Raw genomic sequence first — 25,436 nt, forward strand, 5'->3', positions numbered from 1 at the left:
AATATATAAACGACAATGAAATATTTTGTTCTCACAATCTTTGCAGTTCTGCTGTTTATTGGTTGTAATCGGGATAAAAAACAAGAACAGGACAACAGATGGTCGGTTAAAATAGCCAAGTCGGAAATGATGCGTTTTCCTGAGGCATGGATGATCGAAAAAGCGAAATCACCACGCTGGGGATATACTCACGGATGTGTAGCTAAAGCCATGCTGGATATGTTCGATTACACACAGGACAGCGCCTATTACAATTATGCCAAAGGTTATGCCGACAGCCTGATCACGCAGGACGGACAAATAAAGACATACAGGATGGATAAATATAATATCGACAATGTCAATCCCGGTAAGATATTATTCCGTCTCTATAAAGCAACCGGAGATGTCCGCTACAAAACAGCGATAGATACATTAGTTGTTCAGATGGAAAAGCAGCCCCGAACATCGGAAGGCGGATTCTGGCACAAACAGATTTATCCGCATCAGATGTGGCTCGATGGTTTATATATGGCTTCTCCGTTTTTAGCGGAATATGCAAGAGATTTCAATCATCCTGAGATATACGACGATATTATGAATCAGATTCGTCTGATGGATAAAAACAGTTACGATCCCGAAACAGGTTTATTCTACCATGGCTGGGATGAAAGTCGCGAACAAAGGTGGGCGGACAAAACCACCGGGCGCTCTCCTAACTTCTGGTCGAGGAGCATAGGTTGGTATGGAATGGCGCTTGTCGATGTCTTGGATTTTCTTCCTCAGGATCATGCAGGTCGCCCGGATGTGATCGCTATTATAGAAAAAATGGCAGAAGGGATTGTGAGGTGGCAGGATGATAAGACCGGAGTATGGTATCAGGTAACCAATATGGGAGACCGCGAGGGAAATTATCTTGAATCATCAGGTTCGGCTATGTTTGTTACTTTCCTCTATTCGGCTATAAATAAGGGATATATCAGTCCTGATTATAAAGTTGCTGCCGATAAAGGTTTTAGCGGATTGATAAAAGAATTCGTGAAGAAAGAAGACGATGGTACTTATTCTATCACCAATTGCTGTGCTGTTGCCGGTCTGGGAGGAGAGAAGACATACCGTGACGGGTCTTTCGAATATTATATCGGTGAACCGGTAATCCTGAATGACCCTAAATCTGTGGCTCCTTTTATATGGGCTGCTATCGAACATGAAAAATCAGAAAACAAAACGAAGAAATAGACCTGTATCATGAAAAAATATACAATACTGATATTCTTATTGTTACTAATCACTTTGTCATCGACAGCCCAGAATAAGTCGAAGAAACCGGATATGCCCTGGGATAACGGTAAGCTGAAAGTAAGCGACAATAAGCGTTACTTACAACATGAGAACGGCACTCCTTTCTTTTGGCTTGGCGAAACGGCCTGGCTTTTGCCATCACGGTCGAATAGGGAAGAGGTGGACTATTTTATGAATGCCACTAAAAATAATGGTTACAATGTGGTGCAAATATCTGTGCTGCATACTGTTTCTGCCATAAATGCATATGGTGACTGGGCTTTACCTGATGGGTTCGACTTCAGGAATATAGATAAGCGAGGCGAATATAACTATTGGCAGCATGTGGACTACATCGTGGAACGTGCCCGGCAGAGCGGTATCTATATCGGGATAGTTTGTGTCTGGGGAACGCCTGTGCAACAGAAGCAGATGACAGTTGAGGATGCCAGGAAGTATGGTAAGTTCTTAGCGGAACGTTATAAAAAATACCCGAATATAGTCTGGCTGATTGGTGGCGATATCCGCGGAGATGTAGAGCCGGAAGTCTGGCAGGCTTTGGCAACAACGATAAGAGGAATGGACCCGGATCATTTGATGACATTCCATCCGCGTGGCAGGACGATATCCAGCACTTGGTTTAACAATGAGCCATGGCTCGATTTCAATATGTTCCAATCAGGCCATCGCAGATATAATCAGCGTAATGGCGATGGAGATTATCCTATCGAAGAGAATACAGAAGAAGACAACTGGCGTTTTGCCGGGCGGAGTCTTGCTGTTTCTCCTTTGAAACCGGTAATCGATGGTGAGCCTTCTTATGAAGATATTCCCCATGGGCTTCACGATGTGAATGAACGTCGCTGGCAGGCAGAAGATGTTCGCCGTTATGCTTATTGGTCTGTATTTGCAGGCTCATTCGGACATACTTACGGGCATAATTCTACGATGCAGATGCTTCGTCCGGGATATCAGCCTTCATTCGGTGCTGAAAAGCCATGGTGGGAAGCTGTAAACGATCCGGGTTGTCGTGAAATGAAGTACCTGAAAAACCTGATACTGGCGTTTCCTTTTTTTGAGAGGATACCCGACCAGTCGGTAATCGTGGGAGCAAACGGATTGCAATACGAAAGGGTGATTGCCACCCGTGGTAACGATTATATTCTTGTCTATAATTATACGAACCGCAAAGTGGAGATAGATATGACAAAAATATCGGGAGCTAAGAAAAAGGCATGGTGGTACAGTCCAGTAAATGGTTCTGTGGAATATATCGGAGAATTCGGTAATGGCAGACAGGTTTTTGCTCACGATTCAGAATACAGGGCCGGTAATGACAGGGTCCTGATTATTACGGATGCCGATACATCTTATGTAGAAGAAAACTTGATGACGGTTAACAGTCAACAATAATCAGTTGACAGCATTCTTGAATTTTCAAATTAAAAAATCCATGAAAAAAACAATACTTATATTCTCCGCCTTATTTTGTTCCCTGCTGGTGTTTTCGGTGGATGTGAAGGAACTCAGGTGCGAAATGCTAAATAATCCTGAAGGAATTGGTACGGCAACACCTCGTCTGGGGTGGATGATAGAATCGAAAGAACGAAATGTAGAGCAAAAGGCGTACCGGATACTTGCTGCCTCTTCATTGGATAAGCTCAATGAAACAGATGCAGATTTATGGAATTCAGGAAAAATTGAAAATGCCGCATCTACTCTTGTCCCTTATACGGGTAAAGGCCTGACAAGCCGTAGCCAGATATATTGGAAAGTAAAAGTTTATACAAATAAAGGTGAAACAGCATGGAGTTCTCCGGCTAAATTCAGTGTGGGTTTATTAACTGATTCCGACTGGTCTGCGAAGTGGATTGGGCTGGACAGGATATTCCCCTGGGATAGTGAGACGGTGCATTCCCGTTTATCTGCACGTTATTTTCGTAAAGAGTTTGCCAGCCAGAAGCAGGTTAAATCAGCGAAGGCATATATTTCAGGATTAGGATTTTATGAGCTATATATCAATGGTGAGAAGATCGGGGATCAGGCTTTAGCACCGGGACAAACAGACTATTTCAAAACTGTTTTGTACAATACCTTTGATGTGACGTCTTATATTAAACAAGGGAAAAATGCGATTGCGACTATCTTGGGTAATGGGCGTTTCTACAATATGCGTCAGAATTATAAACCTCATAAAATAAAGACTTTCGGCTATCCGAAAATGCTTCTCCAGATAGAAATAGAATATAATGACGGAACAAAACAAACCATCATCAGTGACGATACATGGAAGGTTACTTCCGATGGCCCTATCCGTTCAAATAATGATTTTGACGGAGAAGAATATGATGCGAATAAGGAGCTGGGAGCATGGAACACAGCCGGATATAATGACCGCAAATGGCTGAAAGCCGAACTGGTAAAAGCCCCGGGAGGTGTAATTACTGCGCAGATGCAGGAAAATATGAAGGTGATGAAAGTATTGACGCCAAAGGCTGTTATGGTTTTAGCAAAAGATACGTTCGTTATCGATATGGGGCAGAATATGGTAGGCTGGCTTAGTTTGCAGGCAAAAGGGAAGAAAGGAGATAAAATTACCCTGCGTTTTGCCGAAACACTGGAAAACGGCGGCCGCCTGAAAACAGTAAATCTCCGTAGCGCAAGAGCTACCGATGTGTACACAATGAAAGGAGAAGGTACGGAGAAATGGGAACCCCGTTTTGTTACGCACGGGTTCCGTTTCGTAGAAGTGACGGGTTATCCGGGAACTCCGGCAATAAGTGATTTTGAAGGGAAAGTCGTATATGACGATATGGCTGCAGCCGGTTCATTCGAGACATCAAATAATATTCTGAATCAAATATATAACAATGCATGGTGGGGAATCAACAGTAATTACAAGAGTATCCCCCTCGATTGTCCGCAACGCGACGAAAGGCAGCCGTGGCTCGGCGACCATACTATTGGTTGTATCGGGGAAAGTTTCGTTTATGACAACGAACGGTTTTATATAAAATGGCTGGATGATATAAGGGATTCCCAAACGCCGGAAGGAAAGCTGTCGGATATTGCGCCTCCGTACTATATGACGTATTATAGTGATAATATGACATGGCCGGGTACATATCTGTTTGTCGCCGACATGATCCATAAACAATACGGCAACACCGAACCGATAAAGAAGCATTATCCATATATGAAAAAATGGTTTATGCATATGAAGGATAATTACCTGAATGCAGACTATATAATGACCAAAGATAAATACGGAGACTGGTGCGTTCCTCCTGAATCAAAAGAACTAATCCATTCTCTGGACCCTGCCCGTAAGACGGACGGACAGCTGATAGCTACAGCATATACTTATAAGTTGTTGCAATTGTTACAGGAATTTGCAGTTATATCGGGCAATGAAAGTGATGTCGCCGAATATGTAACGCTTGCAGAAAATGTAAGAGCAGGATTCAACCGGAAATTCTATAATGCGGAAACAGGACAATATGGCAATTATACGGTAACATCGAACCTGTTACCTCTGGCTTTCGGTATGGTAGATAAAGATAATGAGGAGAGAGTTTTCCAAAATCTGATAAACCGTATTACAGTTACAGATAAACTGCATATCAGTACAGGTGTTATCGGTACTCAGTGGCTGATGCGTGAACTCACAAAACGGGGATGTGCAGATGTTGCTTATACTATTGCTACTCAGAAAGATTACCCTAGTTGGGGATATATGATAGAACGGGGAGCGACTACGATCTGGGAACTCTGGAACGGTGATACTGCAAGCCCTAAGATGAATTCTCATAATCATGTGATGCTCTTAGGAGACCTTCTGGCATGGATGTATGAAGATTTGGCCGGAATAAAGTCTCACAAGATAAGGGGGGGATTTAAGTGGCTGTGGATGAAGCCAAATCCAACCGAAGACCTTACCTACACAAAAGCGTCTCATAAAACACCATATGGTTGGGTAAATAGTGACTGGACTCTTAAAGATGGAATTTTCACATGGAAGATTTCCATCCCGGCAAACAGCAGGGCGAATATATTATTGCCGGCGACGTCAGTAGAAGATATTGCCGAAAGCGGAAAACCTGTAAAAGAGGTTGAAGGACTTAAATATGTCCGGGTTGAAGAAAATCGCATAAATCTTGAAATCGGATCGGGTGACTATACATTTGTTTGTAAATACGGAGAAGCTCAAAACCGTTTCAGAGAAGGTATTCTTACAGATGAATTTATTTGTGAAAAGCCTTCATTCCCTGAAAGCCATGCCTCTACAATAGCGGAAACCAAAGAAGGTCATCTTATTGCTTCCTGGTTTGGCGGAACAAAAGAGCGTAATCCCGATGTTTGTATCTGGGTAAGCCGCTATATCAATAATAAATGGACAGAACCGCAGAATGTAGCTGATGGGATTATAAATGATACACTCCGTTATGCCACATGGAATCCCGTATTATATCAGGTGCCGGACGGAGAATTACAACTTTATTATAAAGTTGGCCCTAATGTGGCAGGGTGGGTCGGAAAAGTGATCACTTCTGACGACGGAGGCGTTACATGGTCGGCTTCACGTGATCTTCCTAAAGGATTTTTAGGCCCGGTGAAAAATAAACCTGTTTTGCTGAAAGACGGGACATTACTGTGCCCGTCGAGTACCGAGGGGGATGGCTGGAAAGTTCATTTCGAAGCTACAAAAGATTTTGGTAAAACATGGAAGATGATAGGCCCCATCAATGAAGGAAAAGAGCTTCATACGATACAACCGTCCATATTGACTTATAAAGATGGAAGATTACAGATTCTTTGCCGTACGCAGGAAAGAACTATCGGAGAATCATGGTCTTCGGACAATGGAAAAACATGGACGCCTGTTGCCGGAACAATGTTGCCGAATAATAATTCGGGTACAGATGCCGTAACCTTGCGGGACGGCCGCCAGTTATTGGTCTATAATCATGTCTTGCCTCACGATACGCTTAAACGGGGAAAAGGAGCCCGCACCCCTCTTAATGTAGCTATATCGGAAGATGGGAAAACATGGTATGCGGCATTAGTGGTAGAAGATTCGCCGATTAGCCAGTATTCTTATCCTTCTGTTATACAGACTAAAGACGGCTTGGTTCACATCGTTTATACATGGAGGCGGAAAGCTATTAAGCATGTAGTTGTAGATCCGGATAAATTGGTATTATCGAAAATAGAAAACATGAAATGGCCGTCTTTAAAAGAGACGAAAGAAATACAGGTCGTAAATAATCATCGTTACAAGGTTTCTGTTTGTGACTGGATGATGCTCAAGCGTCAGAAAGTCGGAGCGATGGAACTGGCCGAAGAGCTTGGCGCAGACGGACTTGAACTGGATATGGGCGGACTGGGCAAACGTGTGTCATTTGATAATAAATTTACCGATAAACATTTTCAGGAATTATTTATTTCGGAATGCAATCGATTAGGAATAGAACTTAGTTCCATCGCTGTGTCCGCTTTTTACGGGCAATCTTTTGCCAAGCGTGAGAACTATGAAGACCTGATAGACGAATGTATAGCAACTATGAAGGCTCTCGGGGTGAAAGTCGCATTTCTGCCAATGGGTAACCAAAGCGATTTGGTGAAAGAACCCGAACTGTACCCGGTTGTATTGGGACGGCTGAAAGTTGTTGCTAAAAAAGCGGAGGCAGCAGGTGTTGTCATCGGTATAGAAACGACATTGCCGGCTAAGGAAGAAGCGAAATTGATAGATAAAATCAGTTCTCCTTCGATCCGTAGCTATGTCAATTTCTCTTCTATCCTGAAAAGAGGAGGAAATATTATAAGCGACCTGAAAACCTTGGGAAAAGACCGTATTGTTCAGATACATGCCTCTAATACCGATGGTTACTGGATCGAAAATGACCCGGCACTGGATATGAAAGAAGTAAAAGCTACTTTGGACAAAATGGGGTGGAGCGGTTGGCTTGTTGTTGAACGTTCGCGCGATGCAAAGGATGTCCACAATGTAAAGAAAAACTACGGGGCAAATGCACGGTATCTGAAATCTGTATTTCAGGTGAATCAATAGCTCGAAACTTTATCTATGTAATAAGCTATTAGCTGTGAGCCATTAGCTTATAGCTCTTTGAATTGAAAATCGGTGGAGCCAAAAGTTGATTTGCAAATGAGTGAAGATGTTGTAACCTTTGTAACCTTTTTGGGAATAGTTACAAGTAGACAAGATACGAGATACAAGTTGTTGACTGATGACTGTTTACTGCAAATAGTGTTCTTTGTGTAAATCTTTGTGTCCCTTGGGGTAAAGAGTTTTCAACCACTAAGTACACGATGGGAATCACAAAGGGCACAAAGGCTAAAAAGACTGTTACCTTTGTAACCTTTTTGAAAATAGTTACAAGTAAACGGGATACGAGATACGAGTTGATGACTGTTAACTGCTAACTGCTAACTGATTTCATTGTTACTTTTGTTACTTTTTGAAGGAGATGCTTCGCTCCACTCAGCATGACAGGGTATAATAGTTCTCAAAAGCGAACGGCTAAAAGCTATCAGCTAATAGCTAAAAACTGTTACTTCTGTTACCTTTTAACTATATATAGTTAATTAATGTAAATATTAAATCTGGTCAATACACTTCAAAAAATAAAATTCCATGAGATTAATTTATATTGTGATTCTATTCTTTATCTCGTTATCGGTTTTTTCAGTAGAGATATATGTTTCCCCGCAGGGAAACGACCGGAACCCCGGTACACAATCTGAACCGAAAGCCTCTTTGCATGGAGCAATAAGAGAGGCAAGGGAATACCGGAGGTTATTAAAAGCGGGAAACGACGAACCTGTGCGTATCCGTATGGCCGGAGGTACATACAACCTGTACGAACCTGTATTTATTCGTCCTGAAGATTCGGGAACGGAAAGCAGTCCGACCATAATAGAAGCGGCTGAAGGTGATAATGTGGTTCTTAGCGGTGGCATACGGATTGAAAGTTGGAAAAAGCAAGGCAAATACTGGGTAGCTGATGTGCCCACCTTTAATGGAAACAGGCTGATATTCCGCCAGCTATGGATTAATGGAAAGAAGGCTGTAAGAGCGCGGAATGTATCCGATTTTGAACAAATGGACCGGATAAGAAGCAATGATAAAATGAATGAAATTTTCTGGATTCCGGCTTCTGCTGTAAAAGGACTGACTAAATCGGAGAATCTTGAACTCGTTATCCACCAGATGTGGGCAATCGCTAATCTTCGGGTTAAATCCATTATTGTCCAGGGAGATTCGGCAGGAGTCCGTTTTCATAATCCGGAAGCACGTATTCAATTTGAGCATCCGTGGCCGCAACCGATGATTAAAGAAGGCCTGAATTCTGCATTCTATTTTACGAATGCCCTTGAATTGTTGGATGAAGCCGGAGAATGGTATCACGATACGAAGACGGACAAGATATATTATATGCCCCGTCAGGGAGAGAATATGCCGACAGCCGAAGCAATTGTTCCGGTATTGGAATCCCTTATGGAAATAACAGGGACGCCGGATCGTCCGGTGGAGCATATCCGTTTTAAGAATATCGGATTTAACTATACGACCTGGGTACGTCCTTCACAGATGGGACATGTACCGTTGCAGGCCGGAATGTATCTGCTGGACGCTTATAAATTGAGGCCTCCGGGAGTTCCCGGTAACTTTAATAAGGGAATTGAAAATCAGGGTTGGGTAGGTCGCCCTCCGGCAGCAGTAATGGTGCAATCGGCTCTGAATATTGAATTTGACCAGTGCCGCTTCGAACATCTCGGTTCATGCGGAATCGACCTTATCGATAGAGTGCAGAAATCCGGAATAAAAGGCTCGTTATTCAGGGATATTGCCGGAAACGGCATGCAGATCGGCCGTTTTTCGGAAACCGGTATGGAGACGCATCTGCCTTACGACCCTGTTGACCAGCGCGAAATCTGCTCTCATATTTCTGTTTCCAACAATTATATCACGGATGTGACAAACGAAGACTGGGGATGCGTGGGCATTCTGGCAGGTTTTGTACAAGACATTAATATTGAGCATAACGAAATCAGTGAAGTAGCCTACACAGGTATAAGCCTGGGTTGGGGATGGACAAAAACGGTGAACTGTATGCGGAATAATATGGTGCATGCCAATTATATTCATCATTACGGAAAACATATGTATGATGTTGCCGGAATATATACACTGTCGGTACAGCCTAAATCTTTTATTACCGAAAACGTGGTGAAAGATATATATACGCCTTCTTATGTGCATGATCCCAATCATTGGTTCTACCTATATACTGATGAAGGGAGTTCGTTTATCACGGTAAAAGATAACTGGTGCCCTGCCGAAAAGTTCCTGCAAAATGCAAACGGTCCCGGCAATACGTGGGAAAACAATGGCCCGATGGTCTCCGACTCAATCAGACAAAAGGCAGGACTGAAGCCGGAATATACATGGATTAAGAATATAAAGTAATATACTATGAAGAGAATATTAACTGTATTGTTTTTTGTTTTGAGTACGTTTCCTCTATCAGCTCAGGATGCCACATGGATATACTATCCGGGAGATTTTGAAATATGGCTCGGTAATGAAACGCAGAATCGCCGTACGGAAAGGGATGGTTTCTTTCCTCCGTTCTGGAAGATGGATAGCCACTATGTCGCGGTAGAATTTTCTACAAAATTAGTCTTGCCTGTGGCTGAGGAAGTTGAAATATATGCAGAAGGTAAGTATAATATAAAACTGGATGGAAAAATACTTCCTGCCTGTAATAAGATAACCATTCCGGCAGGAAAACATAGCCTGAATATTAAAGTACATAATCAGGCTCATGTTCCGGCCATATATGTGAAAGGACAATCCTTTGGTTCGGATGAGAGTTGGAAAGTAACTTTCGAAGATAAAGAATGGATAGACGAGTCGGGTAAAGCCTCCGATACCTCTTCAGGTACAGCATACCTGCAAGCCGGGCGATGGAATTTCAATTCACCTGATACTCCTCCGTCTGAGTTCAAACTGGCAGTAACACCAATGACTGCTGCCGGAACTGAAAAGAAAGGGGCGGGAGAACTCATTGATTTTGGAAAAGAGACTTTCGGATATGTGAAATTCCATCAGCTGAAGGGAAAAGGCCGTCTGAATATATATTACGGGGAATCACCCGAAGAAGCTTTATCGACAACCCATTGCGAAACATTAGACCGGATCGATATAGATAATCCATCCGCGAATGATTTTACTTTGGAAGATTCAAAAGCTTATCGTTACATATATGTCGAAACAGATGGAGACTTGTCTTACTCTTCCGTGTCGATGTTGTATGAGTATCTGCCTCTGGATTACAGGGGGCAGTTCAGATGTAACGATGAGTTGATAAACCGCATCTGGGATATTTCTGCCTATACGATGCACCTTACCTCGAGGGAGTTTTTTATTGATGGCATTAAACGCGACCGTTGGATATGGAGCGGTGATGCTTATCAGAGTTACCTGATGAATTACTATCTGTTTTTCGATTCCCATTCGGTTACACGTACTATGCTGAACCTTAGAGGGAAAGACCCTGTTACGAGCCATGTAAATACGATAATGGACTATACATTCTACTGGTTTATAGGTGTATATGATTATTTGCAATATACGGGCGACCGGGAGTTTGTAAAGCAATTCTATCCGCGTATGCAATCCCTGATGGATTTCTGTTTATCCCGCCGAAACAGTAACGGTATGATGGAAGGCTTAGCCGGGGACTGGGTATTCATCGACTGGGCAGATTTTAAGATGAGTAAAAGTGGTGAGGTCAGTTTCGAGCAATTACTGTTTTGCCGAAGCCTGGAAACAATGGCGTTGTGTGCAGATATAATGGGAGATACTGAGCATGAAGCACGATATGCATCGTTGGCATCAGACCTAAAATCGAAACTGTTCACTTCCTTTTGGTCGGCAAATAAAAATGCTTTTATCCATAATCGCGAGAATGGGGTAATGAGTGAGCAGGTAACTCCTTTTACCAACATGTTTGCCGTATTATTCGATTATCTGGATGCGGAGAAAACAAAAGCAGTGAAAGACAATGTCCTGTTAAATACTAATGCATTGAAGATAACAACGCCATATATGCGTTTCTATGAGCTGGAAGCCTTATGTAAGCTGGGAGAGTACAACCATGTGCTGAAAGAAATCCGTGACTATTGGGGCGGTATGCTCAACTTGGGCGCGACTTCTTTCTGGGAAAAGTATAATCCCGATGAAACCGGTACAGAGCATTTGGCCATGTATGGGCGTCCGTTTGGAAAAAGCCTTTGTCATGCATGGGGAGCCAGTCCAATATATTTGTTGGGCAAATATTACCTTGGGGTGAAACCAGAAAAAGAAGGCTATAAAGAATTCAGTATCAGCCCGGTATTAGGTGACCTTAAATGGATGGAGGGTTCTGTACCTACACCGAAAGGAGATATAAAAGTATATATGGATAAGAAACAGATTAAGGTTTCTGCTACAGAAGGAGAGGGGTATCTCTATTTTACTTCATCGGGGAAGCCTAAAATAAATATTGGGGATATTGAACAAATCGCAGCTAACAGATATAGAGTAATGATTGATACCGGTGAGGAATATATAATAAACGGAAGGTTTTAAAAGCCTTTGAGCCGACTATTTAGACGGGTTTACAATTGCTGAAAACTGTAAAAAGTACACTTAAAAGTCTTGAACATGTTTTATAGCATGTTCACGGCTTTTTTCATCTCATGTTAAAAATATATCTTTGTCAGCACAGTACAGAATAGTATAGTTTGGGTTTAACATTCCATATTGAATAATTCCAGCGGATTTAAAAACCGAATAAAAATAGCCTGATAAAATGAAAATCAAACATCTGTTAGCTTTATTATCGTTCTTTTTTCTGATAATATCCTGCTCAAAAGAAAAAGTTGTAATTGTTTCTCCACAAGGATCATCGAACAGGATTCTATACGGAGTTGATAAATTAAAATCAACTCTTGAAGCGGAAAATTATGAAGTAATAGTTGCTGCATCCGGAGAAAATAATAAAGCGGAAGATTATACAATTTATGTAGAAGAAAGCGCAGCCGATACATTAGCTAAAGAAGGCTATTCTATAAGTACAGAAGGTAAATCCATTCGTATTATAGGTAATGATGCGTCCGGTGCGATGTATGGTTGCATGGAACTTATAAGCCGGATAAAAGATGTCCGGAAAATTCCTTCGGATATCAATCTGACAGACCAGCCTGAAATGGTATTGCGTGGAGCCTGCATCGGTGTGCAGAAACCATATTATCTGCCGGGCAGGACTGTTTATGAATATCCCTATACAGAAGAGACTTTCCCTTGGTTCTATGATAAAGCCTTGTGGATAGAATATCTGGATATGCTTGCCGCCAATAAGATGAATTCGCTCTATCTCTGGAACGGACATCCGTTTGCTTCGTTGGTAAGGCTGAAGGATTATCCTTATGCTGTAGAAGTAGATGATGTGACATTCAAAAAGAATGAAGAGATGTTCTCTTTTCTGACGGAAGAAGCCGATAAAAGGGGGATTTGGGTTATCCAGATGTTTTACAACATTCTGGTATCGAAACCTTTTGCTGAACACCACGGAATAAAAACACAGGACAGAAGCCGTCCTATTACCCCGCTTGTTTCGGATTATACAAGAAAATCGGTGGCTGCCTTCATTGAAAAATATCCGAATGTAGGATTACTGGTTTGTCTCGGAGAAGCCATGGATACCTATGAAGATGATGTGGAGTGGTTTACAAAAACGATCATACCCGGAGTGCAGGATGGATTGAAAGCATTGAATATTACAAAAGAACCTCCGTTGGTGCTAAGAGCGCATGATACGGATTGTAAAATGGTAATGGATGCTGCTCTACCTTTATACAAGAACCTCTATACAATGCATAAATACAATGGTGAATCTCTTACAACTTATGAGCCCCGAGGTCCCTGGTCGAAGATCCATACCGATTTGAGCAGTCTGGGGTCGGTTCATATATCCAATGTACATATTTTAGCTAATCTGGAGCCATTCCGCTATGGTTCGCCGGACTTTATACAAAAAACAGTTCATGCTATGCATAATATTCATGGTGCAAATGCTCTGCATCTGTATCCGCAGGCATCGTACTGGGACTGGCCTTATACGGCAGATAAAACGGAGCCGCGTTTGCGCGAAATGGATCGAGACTGGATCTGGTACAAAGCGTGGGCTCGTTATGCATGGAATGTAAACCGTGACAGAAATGATGAAATAAAATACTGGACTAAGCAACTTGGCGATATGTACGGTTGTGGAGAAGAAGGGCGAAATATTCTCGAAGCCTATGAGCAAACGGGGGAAATAGCGCCTAAGTTATTACGCAAGTTCGGTATCACGGAAGGTAACAGGCAGACTCTTTTGCTTGGAATGTTCCTTAGCCAGCTTGTAAATCCGGCCAAATGGAAGGTATATCCCGGATTCCATGAGTCTTGCGGGCCGGAGGGTGAATTGCTTATCGAGTATATGAATAAAGAGTGGAACAATCAGCCGCATGTAGGGGAAACCCCTCCGCAGTTGATCGGTGAAGCTGTTGCGCATGGCAATGCTGCTGTGGAAGCGATCGACAAAGCTACGCCTAAGGTATCTGAAAATAAAGATGAATTTAACCGTTTGAAAAATGACGTTTACTGTTATCAGGCGTTTGCGAACTTTTTCTCTGAGAAAGTAAAAGCAGCCATGCTTATTCTCAGATACACCCATTCGGGCGATATTACAGATTTGGATAAAGCGATTCCTCTTGTCGAAAAAAGTCTGGAATATTATCAGCAACTAGTTAATCTTACAAAAGATACCTACCTGTATGCAAACAGCATGCAAACAGCCCAGCGCCGGATTCCAACAGGCGGTGATGATGGAAATAATAAAACATGGGAAGAGTTGTTGCCTCATTATGAAGCGGAACTGGTAAACCTCAAAAGGAATATAGAATTTTTAAAGAAGCACGGAGCCGATAATAAGCAAACGATAGAGATATTAAATCCGGTGAATATTACAGTTGACGGAAATCCGGTGAGCTATCCGATGAAAAAAGGAGAGAAGGTATTCTCCGATAAGGACTTTGTAATAGGTGAATTGTCTGAAGAATTGAAAAATATGCACCCATTCCGTTTCAGCCAGGACAAGCAGGCTGCGGAAGGCACTATCATCTCTTTTGAATGTAAAGAAGGCGTCAATCTTTTGGTGGGCTATCTGAATACCGAACGTAAAGAATATGCAAAGGCCCCGACTCTGGAAACCGATGCCAGTGCAAATGCTTACGGGCAGGGAGATGTGCAGATTGCCAACGCAATAGATATTCCGGGACGGGCAACGGTGAATGTCCACACATATACTTTCCCGGCAGGAAAACATACGTTGAATCTGGGTAAAGGCGCATTAATGGTATTAGGCTTTACCGGAGCGGAACAAAAAATAAATCCCCGCAATGCCGGTTTGGGCGCGAATGATCCTTCGAGCCGGATAGATTGGATATTCTATTAATGGTAGGGTTTGTAAATAGATGAATATGAGTGTATTTCGAGTAATTATAATATTACTTATTTCTTTTGCAGGTTGTCTTTCGGCACAGGTTACTGTGCCGAAAGATATTATGAAGAAGATATATGAGGAAGTAAAGACTCCGTTTAAATACGGATTAGTACTTGCCCCGTCAGATAATAAGCATAAGATAGATTGTCCTACTGTTTTTCGTGAAAACGGGAAATGGTATATGTCTTACCTTATCTATAATGGTAAATCGGGCACAGATGGCCGGGGTTATGAAACATGGCTTGCCGAAAGCGAGGATCTGCTTCATTGGGATATATTGGGACGAATTCTGTCTTTTCCGGAAGCCGGAAGCGGGCGTTGGGACGAAAACCAGCGTGCCGGATATGTGGCTTTGATCGACCATGAGTGGGGCGGAAGCTATAAGGCTCAGAAATTCGGTAATAAATACTGGATGTCATATTTCGGCAGCGATACCAGAGGTTATGAGCGCGGCGTTCTGAAAGAAGGAGTAGCATATACTTCCGGCGATATAACCAAAGCACATGAATGGCAAAGTTTCGATATGCCCAGATTATCACCACTGGATGAAGATAGGGGCTGGTGGGAGAATATTACGCAATATAAATCGTCAGTTATCTGGGATAGGAATAAAACACTGGGCTATCCTTTCATCATGTATTACAATGCTGGAGGGGTAAATCCGGATAATAACGTGAAGGCAGAGCGTATCGGCGTTGCTTTATCCGACAATATGGTCGATTGGAAACGTTATGAGGGTAATCCGATTGTAAACCACGAAGAAGGTATCACTGGTGATGGAGTCATCCAGAAAATCGGAGATATATATGTAATGTTCTATTTCAGCGCTTTCCGCAAAGACAGACCTTATAAAGCGTTTAATACATTCGCATGCTCTTACGATCTGGTGAATTGGACGGATTGGGATGGTGATGATTTGATTATCCCGACGGAAAAATATGACAATCTGTTTGCTCACAAGTCTTATGTTATGAAATGGAATGGTGTCGTATATCACTTCTATTGTGCGGTGAACGAAGACGATCAGCGGGGAATAGCTGTGGCCACGTCCAAAGATATGGGACGAAGTCTTATCCGTTTCCCCAAGCCGGATAAAACGACATTCAGAAAAGAGATTTCACTCAATGATAACTGGCTGACAACGGCAGACGATACGAATAAAGAGGCTCATACCGGGTTCCAGTATATGAGCTACAATGATATTAATTGGGAAAAGGTCGATGTCCCACACAATTGGGACAAATATGAAGGTATTCGCCGTCTGAAACACGGCAACAAGCATGGATTTTCATGGTATCGTAGATTGTTTGGGATTAGTGATGAAGGTGCCGGTAAACGATACTTCCTCTTCTTTGAGGGTGTCGGCACCTATGCAACTGTTTATGTCAATGGGGAGAAGGTCGGGTTTCATTCAGGTGGCCGTACTACTTTTACCATTGATATAACAGATGCAGTAAAGTTCGACCAGCCTAATATTTTAGCTGTGCAGGCCGATCATCCGCCAATGATTTCAGATTCTCCATGGATATGTGGAGGTTGTTCTTCCGAATGGGGATTTTCAGAAGGGTCACAGCCTATGGGAATTTTTCGTCCGGTAACATTGGTTGTAACTAACACGGCGAGGATAGAACCATTTGGTGTGCACATCTGGAATAACGAGCCAAAGGTGGTTGATGGTAAAAATGTATTTACGATGAATGTAAATACGGAGTTGAAGAATTACAGTAATAAAGACCGTGAACTGGAAGTAATACAGAAGCTGGTAAACAAAGATGGCATACAGGTAGAACGTGTTGCGGACAAGATAATATTGAAAGCAAATGAAATAAGAGTTATCAATCAGAAAAGTAAGGACGTTACAGATCCTGTTTTGTGGGATACCGAAAATCCTTATTTGTATAAATTGATAACGATGATAAAGGAAAACGGGAAAGTTATAGACGAGGAGACCACAGATTATGGCTTCCGTTGGATTTCATGGCCGGTATACCGTACCGATGGCGATCACCGTTTCTTCCTGAATGGGAAGCCTGTTTTTCTGAATGGTGTTTGTGAATATGAGCACATGCTGGGGCAGAGCCATGCTTTCAGCGAAGAACAGATATGGTCGCGTGTCAGCCAGATGAAAGCAGCCGGATTCAATGCTTTCCGTGATGCGCATCAGCCTCATAATCTGATTTATCAACAAATGTGGGATAAGTCCGGAACTTTGCTTTGGACGCAATTGTCTGCCCATGTTTGGTACGATACTCCCGAATTCAGGAAAACATTCAAGGCTAATCTGAGGGAATGGGTAAAAGAGCGGCGTTCCTGTCCTTCAGTAGTTCTTTGGGGATTACAGAATGAGAGTACATTGCCGGAAGATTTTGCCCGAGAATGTATGGAGATAATCCGTGAGATGGACCCTACTTCTCCTTCCCAACGTTTGGTTACCACCTGTAACGGAGGCACAGGTACAGACTGGAATGTAGTTCAGAACTGGTCTGGAACGTATGGTGGCAACCCATATATCTATAATCGGGAACTAAGCAAGAAAGACCAGTTGCTTAACGGGGAGTACGGCGCATGGAGAAGTATCGATCTGCATACGGAAGGTGATTATGACCAGAAAGGAGCTATCAGCGAAGACCGTATGTCTTTACTTATGGAGATGAAAATAAGATTGGCCGAGCAGGCAAGGGATAGTGTTTGCGGGCAATTCCAATGGATATACAGTTCACATGATAATCCGGGACGAGTACAAAACGAAGAAGGTTTCCGCGATATAGACCGCATCGGGCCATTCAATTATAAAGGGTTGGTTACTCCCTGGGAAGAACCTTTAGATGTGTATTATATGTATCGCTCTAATTATGTTCCGAAAGAAGAAGCGCCGATGGTTTATCTGGTATCACATACATGGAATCACCGTTGGACTGAACCGGGAAAGAAAGATGGCATCAGGGTTTTCTCCAATTGCGATGAAGTGGAGCTTTTCAATGATGTAAAATCCCTATCATTGGGCAAACGTACAAGAAATGGTATTGGAACTCATTTCCAATGGGATGGAGTGGATATCCGTTACAATGTGCTGTATGCCGTAGGTTATGTAAATGGCAACGCCGTAGCCGAGGACTATATTGTAATGGAAAATTTGCCGGAGTCGCCGTCTTTCGGTAAGTTATACAAAGACGTTAAGAATCAGACTTTACCAGAAAATGATTATACCTATATTTATCGTGTAAATTGCGGAGGCCCTGATTTTACAGACGAAAACGGGAATCTGTGGATGGCAGATGTACACAAGAAAAAAGGTAATTCCTGGGGTTCACTCTCATGGACAGATGATTTTGGTAATCTTCCAAATTTTCTGGCATCGCAACGCCGTACCAAAGACCCCATTGCGGGCACAAAAGACTGGGAGCTATTCCAGACATTCCGCTATGGGCGTGATAAATTAAAATACGAATTCCCTCTGCCCGACGGCGAATATTTAGTCGAACTTTATTTCATAGAGCCATGGTGGGGAACAGACCGCAGCATGGATTGCGAAGGCTACCGCATATTCGATGTCGCAGTAAGTGGTGAAACTGTATTGAAAGACCTTGACATCTGGTGGGAAGCCGGACACGATAAGGTTTTGAAGAAAACAGTGAAAGGTTATGCTAAAAGCGGTATACTGGAAATCTCTTTCCCTCGATTGACGGCTGGGCAAGCTGTAATATCTGCTATTGCCATTGCGTCTAAAGATAATGCAGTGAAGGCCGCACCTCCATCACCGGGACTGATTACAGATGTGAAAGGTGGTAAACATAGTTCATGGCTCGATACAGGTAACGGTTTCACAAGTCTTCCACCTGTTTTATATGGGGCAGAATGGATAAAATCTGATACTAAAGCAAAAAATGTATCATTCAAACTCACAGATGATGCTGATATTTATACCGAAGTAGATACGGGTTTTGTAAAAAAGGCATATAAAAAAGATCAGCAGATAAATATCAAAGGGAACAATTATATTATCGCTGTTCCCCGGATAAATTGGATAGAGGAACCGAATCTCCGCCCCGAAATAACTTATGAAGCTGAAATGTCGGAAGTTAGCGCCGGATGGTCGGCCGTAAATCACCGCCAAAAAGACGGTGTAAAAGCCGAAGGTAAAGGTAGGCATACTATAACATGGACTATTTCACCCGGATTAGCCGGAATATATGCTTTACGTTTTAAATATATGAATACCGGTAAAATTCCGGTTATTGCGAATATCCGGATTCTGGCTTCTGACGACAGGGTGATGCGTGAAGATAAAATACAGTTTCCTTCCGCTCCTGAAAAATGGCGTATGGTTAGCACTACTACCGGAGCTTATATCAATGCGGGACATTACAGGGTGGTTATAAGCGGGGATAATCTGGACGGACTTTGGTTTGATGCTTTAGATATGCAGTAAGATGAAAAATATATTGACCTTATTATTTCTGACGCTATTTGTTCAATCCGCTTTTACCCAATTTGATAAGCCGGACTGGGAAAACTTGTCCGTACTTGAAATAAACCGGGAACCTGCCCGGGCAACATTCATCCCTTATGCAGATAGTAAGCAGGCGTTGTCAGCAGACAGGAAAAAATCCCCTTGGTTCTTATCTCTTAACGGAGACTGGCGGTTTTACTGGGTTCCCCGTCCGGAAGAACGGCCGATAGATTTTTACAAGACGAATTTTAACGATAAATCATGGAAAACTATTCCTGTTCCTTCCAACTGGGAGATGCAGGGATATGGCACACCGATATACGTCAGTGCAGGTTACCCTTTCAAAATAGATCCTCCACGGGTAACCGGTGAGCCGAAAGCAGAATATACATCATTCAGGGAGCGTAATCCGGTAGGTTCGTATCGTCATTCTTTCACGTTACCTTCCAATTGGAAGGATAGGAGAACATTCATTCATTTTGCAGGGGTTCAGAGTGCATTTTATATCTGGATAAATGGGGTGAAAGTAGGATATAGTCAGGGAAGCATGGAGCCGGCGGAGTTCGATATTACCGATTATGTAAAGGCCGGGACGAATCAATTGGCAGTAGAGGTTTATCGCTGGTGTGATGGCAGCTATCTCGAGGATCAGGATATGTGGCGTACCAGTGGCATACATCGCGAAGTATTCCTTTATTCGACTGCCGATGTAAGAATTTCAGATTTTGCAGTTCGCACAATATTAGATAAAGATTATAAAGATTCGAGCTTGCAGATAAAACCGGAAATTAAATCGTACAATGGCGATAAGCTGGAAGGTTGGAATCTTGAAGCACAACTGTACGATGCTGATAATAGTCCGGTGTTTGGCACACAGCTTCAGCAAGATGCCCTTCCTGTACTCAATGCCGATAATAAAGCCGCTGTTTTGAATGACAGGACGCCGCAGAGAGGCCCGGCCAAATTTGCATGGATGGAAGCGGCTGTTTCTAATCCTTTGAAATGGACTGTCGAAACACCAAATCTCTATACATTGGTTCTCAGCCTTGTTGATGATAAAAAGCAGGTTGTAGAGGTAATATCCTGCAAAGTTGGTTTCCGCAGCGTTGAAGTTAAAGATGGGCAGGTGTTGGTTAACGGCAATCCGGTAAGGCTCCGGGGTGTCAACCGCCATGAGCATGATCCGGAAACCGGCCGTTCCATTTCTTACGAAAGGATGGTGCAGGATATTAAGCTGATGAAACAGGCAAATATCAATGCTGTCCGTACAGCACATTATCCCAACAATTCCCAATGGTATGAACTGTGCGACCAATACGGCTTGTATGTAATGGATGAGGCCGATATAGAGGAGCACGGCCTGCGGGGAAAACTGGCCAGTGATCCTGCATGGCACGCAGCTTTTATGGACAGGGCTATACGTATGGCAGAAAGAGATAAAAATCATCCGTCGATAATCTGCTGGTCGATGGGTAATGAATCCGGATACGGCCCTAATTTTGCCGCTATCTCTGCATGGCTGAAAGATTTTGACCCGACACGTTTCATTCATTACGAAGGGGCTCAGGGTAATCTTGACCCTGAGACCGTGGATATTATCAGCCGTTTTTATCCGCGTGTACAGGATGAATATCTGAACCCGAATATCGCAGAAGGAGACGATAAAGAACGGGCTGAAAACGCACGTTGGGAACGTTTGTTAAATATAGCAAGGGATACTATCGACAACCGTCCTGTCCTTACCAGCGAATATGCCCATGCGATGGGCAATGCGCTGGGAAACTTCAAGGAATACTGGGATGAGATATATTCGAACAGGAGGATGCTTGGCGGTTTCATCTGGGATTGGGTAGATCAGGGACTTTATAAGACTGATGAAAATGGGATTCGTTTTATGGCCTATGGGGGAGATTTCGGAGATAAGCCTAATCTGAAAGCATTCTGTTTCAATGGAATTGTATTTGCAGAAAGAGAAGTTACTCCTAAATATTATGAGGTGAAAAAAGTGTATCAGCCGATAAAAGCAGAGTTTTCAAGGGGTGATAAAAATGTTATATCCGTAACAAACCGGAACCACTTCATTAATCTGAACGACTATGAAATACGTTGGAAAATAATTGCTGGTGGAGATACTTTACAGCAAGGAGTTTTTACCGGTATAGATATTCCCGCCGGTATGACCGGAGAGATTTCTGTCCCTTTCAAAAAGATAAGCGTCAAGCCGGATACAGACTATTGGTTGAGAATAAGTTTTCATTTGAAAGAAGGCCGGTTATGGGCTGATAGAGGTTATGAAATCGGATTCGAACAATTAAATTTAGGTCTCAGGCAAGATAAAGCGGAAAATCGTAGTAACGTAGCTTTTAAGTCCATTGTAAAAGAAAACGGTGTGATTGAGATGGATGGAAAAACTTTCTCTATGGTTTTCGATCTGAAAGAGGGAATCCTTTCATCTTTGAAATACGATAATAATGAAATGATCGTATCTCCTCTTATATTCCAGGGCTATCGTGCTCCTGTGGATAATGACAAGGGGTTTGGTAACTGGCTGGCGAAAGATTGGAAGGATCAGGGTCTCGACAGTTTAAAACGAACACTGAAATTTGCCGGTATAACAGGAGAAAGCGAGCAATTTGTAAAGATTAAAACTATTGCAGAAAGCCATGCGAAAGCAGGATGGTTTGTACATGAAGTTATATATACGATATGGGGTGACGGAAGGATAGATGTCAGTAATACATTTACGCCATCGGGCACATTGCCCGAATTGCCCCGTCTTGGAGTGGTAATGTCTTTGAATCAGAATTTGGAAAATATGAAATGGTATGGACACGGGCCATATGAGAATTATTCGGACAGAAAAGAAAGTTGTCCGGTAGGAATCTATGCATCTACTGTAACAGAGCAATATGTACCTTATCCGGTGCCACAGGAAACGGGGAATAAAGAGAATATTAAATGGATACAACTTACAAATAAGGCGGGGAAAGGTATTCGCTTTACCTGTACATCTGAACGTATGTCAGGCTCAGCTTTACATTTCACAGCCGGGGATCTTGATATGGCTTCTCATGCTTACCTTTTGAAACCTCGTAAGGAAGTCGTTTTATCGCTCGATGCTATAATGCTGGGACTGGGTAACAGTAGTTGCGGGCCGGGTGTACTGAAAAAATATACAATAGAAAAAAGGCCTTATACGCTGGATTTCACTATAGAACCATTACGATAAAAAACAATCTCTCTGAATATGAAAAAAGTCTTATACCTATTATTGATTTTGAGTTTCTTAATTTCGCAAAATAGCTTTTCGCAACGAAACAATTCCGGAGCAAATGCTGAAACAGGAATACAATACCTGTCGGGAACGGGCTTTGATGATGCCGTAGATTGGGAGTTCTTTTGTACAGAAGGCAATAACAGCGGGAAGTGGACATCTATTCCGGTTCCCTCGTGCTGGGAGTTGCAGGGATTCGGGACTTATCAATATGGTATGCCGTTTTATGGAAAGGCCAATCCTCCGGGGATAGCAAAAGAGCAGGGGTTGTATAAATACAAGTTTAAACTTCCGAAAGAATGGGAAGGACGGGTTATCCGCATCGTTTTTGATGGAGTAATGACCGATTGCGAAGCAAAGATTAACGACCGTCGTTGCGGGCATTTGCATCAGGGTGCATTTTACCGTTTTAAAAGTGATGTTTCGGATCGCATATTCTTTGGTGATACTGAAAATGTATTGGAAGTGACTGTTAGTAAAGAGTCAGCCAATTCGAGTGTAAATATGGCTGAAAGACGCGGCGATTACTGGAATTTCGGAGGGATTTTCCGTCCGGTTTTTGTAGAAGCTCTTCCGGCTCAGTCTATTGACCGTACAGCAATCGATGCTAAAGCCGACGGCAGTTTCTATGCCGATATTTTTCTTGGTTTGGGAATGGGAAACAATACGAAAGTAGTTGCCGAACTTACAGATGTCAATGGTAAATCTATAGGCCGGCCGCTTGAAACTACTGTGTCGCAAGGAACGGACAAAGCGGTAATAAGAGGGAAATTTGAAAATATTAAAAACTGGACACCCGAAACGCCTGATCTGTATTATGTAAACTTTTCATTAGTGCAGGATGGTAAAGTGTTGCACCGGACAAAAGAGCGTTTTGGCTTCCGTACTATTGAAATACGCGAAAGCGACGGAATATATATAAACGGACAGAAAGTAAATATCCGTGGAGTAAACCGTCACAGTTTCCGTCCTGAAACAGGGCGTACGCTCAGCCGTCAGGCAAACTACGATGACGTGAAAATAATAAAGGAGATGAATATGAATGCCGTCCGGCTTTCGCACTATCCGTCAGATCCTGATTTTCTGGACGCCTGTGATGAACTGGGCTTGTATGTCATGGTCGAACTCGGTGGCTGGCATTATAGCTATGATACGGGCGCAGGTACAAAGCTCGTACATGAGATGATAAAACGTGATGTCAACCATCCGTGCGTAACGTGGTGGTCTAACGGAAATGAGGGGGGGCACAACCATGAACTTGTCAAAGAATATGGCCCTCTCGATCCTCAGAAACGTGTAGTCCTGCATCCCCAGAAGAATTTCAACGGATTCGAAACCATGCATTACCGTTCTTATGGCGAAAGCCAGGAATATATGCGAAAGCCAGAGATATTTATGCCGACTGAATTTCTACATGCACTTTATGACGGAGGCGCAGGAGCAGGCCTTTGGGATTACTGGGAAATGATGCGTAAGCATCCCCGCACAGCCGGAGGTTTTATCTGGATGTTTGCCGATGAAGGGGTTATACGTACCGACCAGAACGAAAGGATTGACAATGCAGGCAATTATGGGGCTGATGGAATACTTGGCCCTCACCACGAAAAGGAAGGTAGCTTCTATACAGTAAAGCAGGTATGGTCGCCTGTGCAGATAATGAATACAAAACCGGGTGAAGATTTCAGCGGTTCGTTTACAGTAGAAAACAGATATGACTTTACTAATCTGAAAGACTGCCGTTTTACATGGATGTTGAAAAGCTTCAAAGACGATAAAGCGTCTGTCGTGAAGTCGGGAGAGGTGAAAGGCTTCGACCTTGCACATCATGCAACAGGGACATTAAATATAGGCCTTCCATCCAATTGGAAAGATGCGGATGTATTGTATCTGACAGCTTACGGCCCGCAGGGAGAAGAGCTCTGGACATGGGACTGGACATGGAAGAAAGCAGAAGATTTTTATTCCTTACCTAAGGGCAATGTGTCTGTTTCAGTTAAGGAAGAAGGTGAAAACCTGCTTGTAACGACCGGAAATATGATTCTTGCTTTCGATAAGAAAAGCGGAACATTAGCTTCTGTGAAGAAGAACAACAAGCTTATTTCATTCGCTAACGGCCCTCGTTTTGTAGCATTCCGGCGTGGCGACCGTTCGATGGATGTATATTACAACCATGATGATAATTCGGCACGTAGTAAAGAGCGTATCTATGAAGATATTTCGGGAGTAAGCAGGTTGACAAACTTCAATTATAAAACTTTAGGAGATAGTATCGAGGTTGTTGCCGACTACTTCGGAAATATGTGTCGGGCCCGCTGGATTATTAAGCCGGATGGAACTATCCGACTCGATTATACTTACCGATATGAAGGCGTTGTAGAATTGATGGGTATCATGTTCGATTATCCGGAAGATCGGGTCGTGTCTAAAAAGTGGCTCGGTAACGGGCCTTATCGTGTATGGCAGAATCGTCTGCATGGTGCTACATTCGGTCTTTGGGAAAATGATTACAACGACCCTATTCCGGGAGAATCGTTCCTGTATCCTGAATTTAAGGGATATTTCAGTAATTGGAAATGGGCAACATTTAATACTTCGGAAGGTATAATTAATCTGAAGAATACTGATGATGATAATTATCTCGGAGTTTATAGTCCGAGAGACGGGCGCGATGTATTATTATATACTTTCCCAAATAGTGGTATTTCTATATTGAAAGTTATCCCGGCTGTACGCAATAAGGTGAATGCCACCGATTTGGTCGGCCCTTCTTCTCAGGCCCAATGGGTAACCGGATTGCAGAAAGGAAGTATTTACCTGTCTTTTGAGACAAAATAAGTAT

8 protein-coding genes and 2 pseudogenes are annotated in these 25,436 nt (G+C 42.8%); all 10 read left to right on the top strand.

Annotated elements, in window-relative coordinates; genetic code table 11:
• The first annotated feature begins 15 nt into the window (after positions 1-15).
• Positions 16-1,218: a glycoside hydrolase family 88/105 protein gene (locus ACFO6W_RS19995; protein ID WP_379999731.1), complete on the top strand. Its 1,203-nt coding sequence runs from the start codon at positions 16-18 to the stop codon at positions 1,216-1,218.
• A 9-nt stretch (positions 1,219-1,227) separates the two neighbouring features.
• Positions 1,228-2,673 carry a glycoside hydrolase family 140 protein gene (locus tag ACFO6W_RS20000; protein WP_379999733.1) on the top strand — a complete coding sequence of 482 codons (1,446 nt, stop codon included), beginning with the start codon at positions 1,228-1,230 and terminating at the stop codon, positions 2,671-2,673.
• 40 nt (positions 2,674-2,713) lie between these two features.
• Positions 2,714-6,457: pseudogene (locus tag ACFO6W_RS20005) on the top strand (family 78 glycoside hydrolase catalytic domain); the annotation flags it as partial.
• A 147-nt stretch (positions 6,458-6,604) separates the two neighbouring features.
• Positions 6,605-7,330: pseudogene (locus ACFO6W_RS20010) on the top strand (sugar phosphate isomerase/epimerase family protein); the annotation flags it as partial.
• A 585-nt stretch (positions 7,331-7,915) separates the two neighbouring features.
• Positions 7,916-9,751, top strand: coding sequence for a right-handed parallel beta-helix repeat-containing protein (locus ACFO6W_RS20015; protein WP_379999735.1), 1,836 nt, complete (start codon positions 7,916-7,918; stop codon positions 9,749-9,751).
• Positions 9,752-9,757: 6 nt separating this feature from the next.
• A complete protein-coding gene (locus tag ACFO6W_RS20020; RefSeq protein WP_379999737.1) occupies positions 9,758-11,917 on the top strand; it encodes an alpha-L-rhamnosidase-related protein in 2,160 nt (719 codons plus the stop codon).
• A 223-nt stretch (positions 11,918-12,140) separates the two neighbouring features.
• The gene (locus ACFO6W_RS20025) at positions 12,141-14,825 is read left to right on the top strand and encodes an alpha-d-galacturonidase (RefSeq protein ID WP_379999739.1); all 2,685 of its coding nucleotides are present in this window, start codon (positions 12,141-12,143) and stop codon (positions 14,823-14,825) included.
• A 25-nt stretch (positions 14,826-14,850) separates the two neighbouring features.
• A complete protein-coding gene (locus ACFO6W_RS20030; RefSeq protein ID WP_379999741.1) occupies positions 14,851-19,302 on the top strand; it encodes a beta-d-glucuronidase/beta-L-arabinofuranosidase in 4,452 nt (1,483 codons plus the stop codon).
• 1 nt (position 19,303) lies between these two features.
• Positions 19,304-22,552: a beta-galactosidase, LacZ type gene (lacZ, locus tag ACFO6W_RS20035; protein ID WP_379999743.1), complete on the top strand. Its 3,249-nt coding sequence runs from the start codon at positions 19,304-19,306 to the stop codon at positions 22,550-22,552.
• 18 nt (positions 22,553-22,570) lie between these two features.
• Positions 22,571-25,432 (top strand): glycoside hydrolase family 2 TIM barrel-domain containing protein, encoded by a 2,862-nt coding sequence (locus ACFO6W_RS20040; RefSeq protein WP_379999745.1) that lies wholly within the window; start codon positions 22,571-22,573, stop codon positions 25,430-25,432.
• The last annotated feature ends 4 nt before the right edge of the window (positions 25,433-25,436 follow it).

This window comes from Dysgonomonas termitidis (assembly GCF_042654545.1).
GTDB lineage: Bacteria > Bacteroidota > Bacteroidia > Bacteroidales > Dysgonomonadaceae > Dysgonomonas > Dysgonomonas termitidis.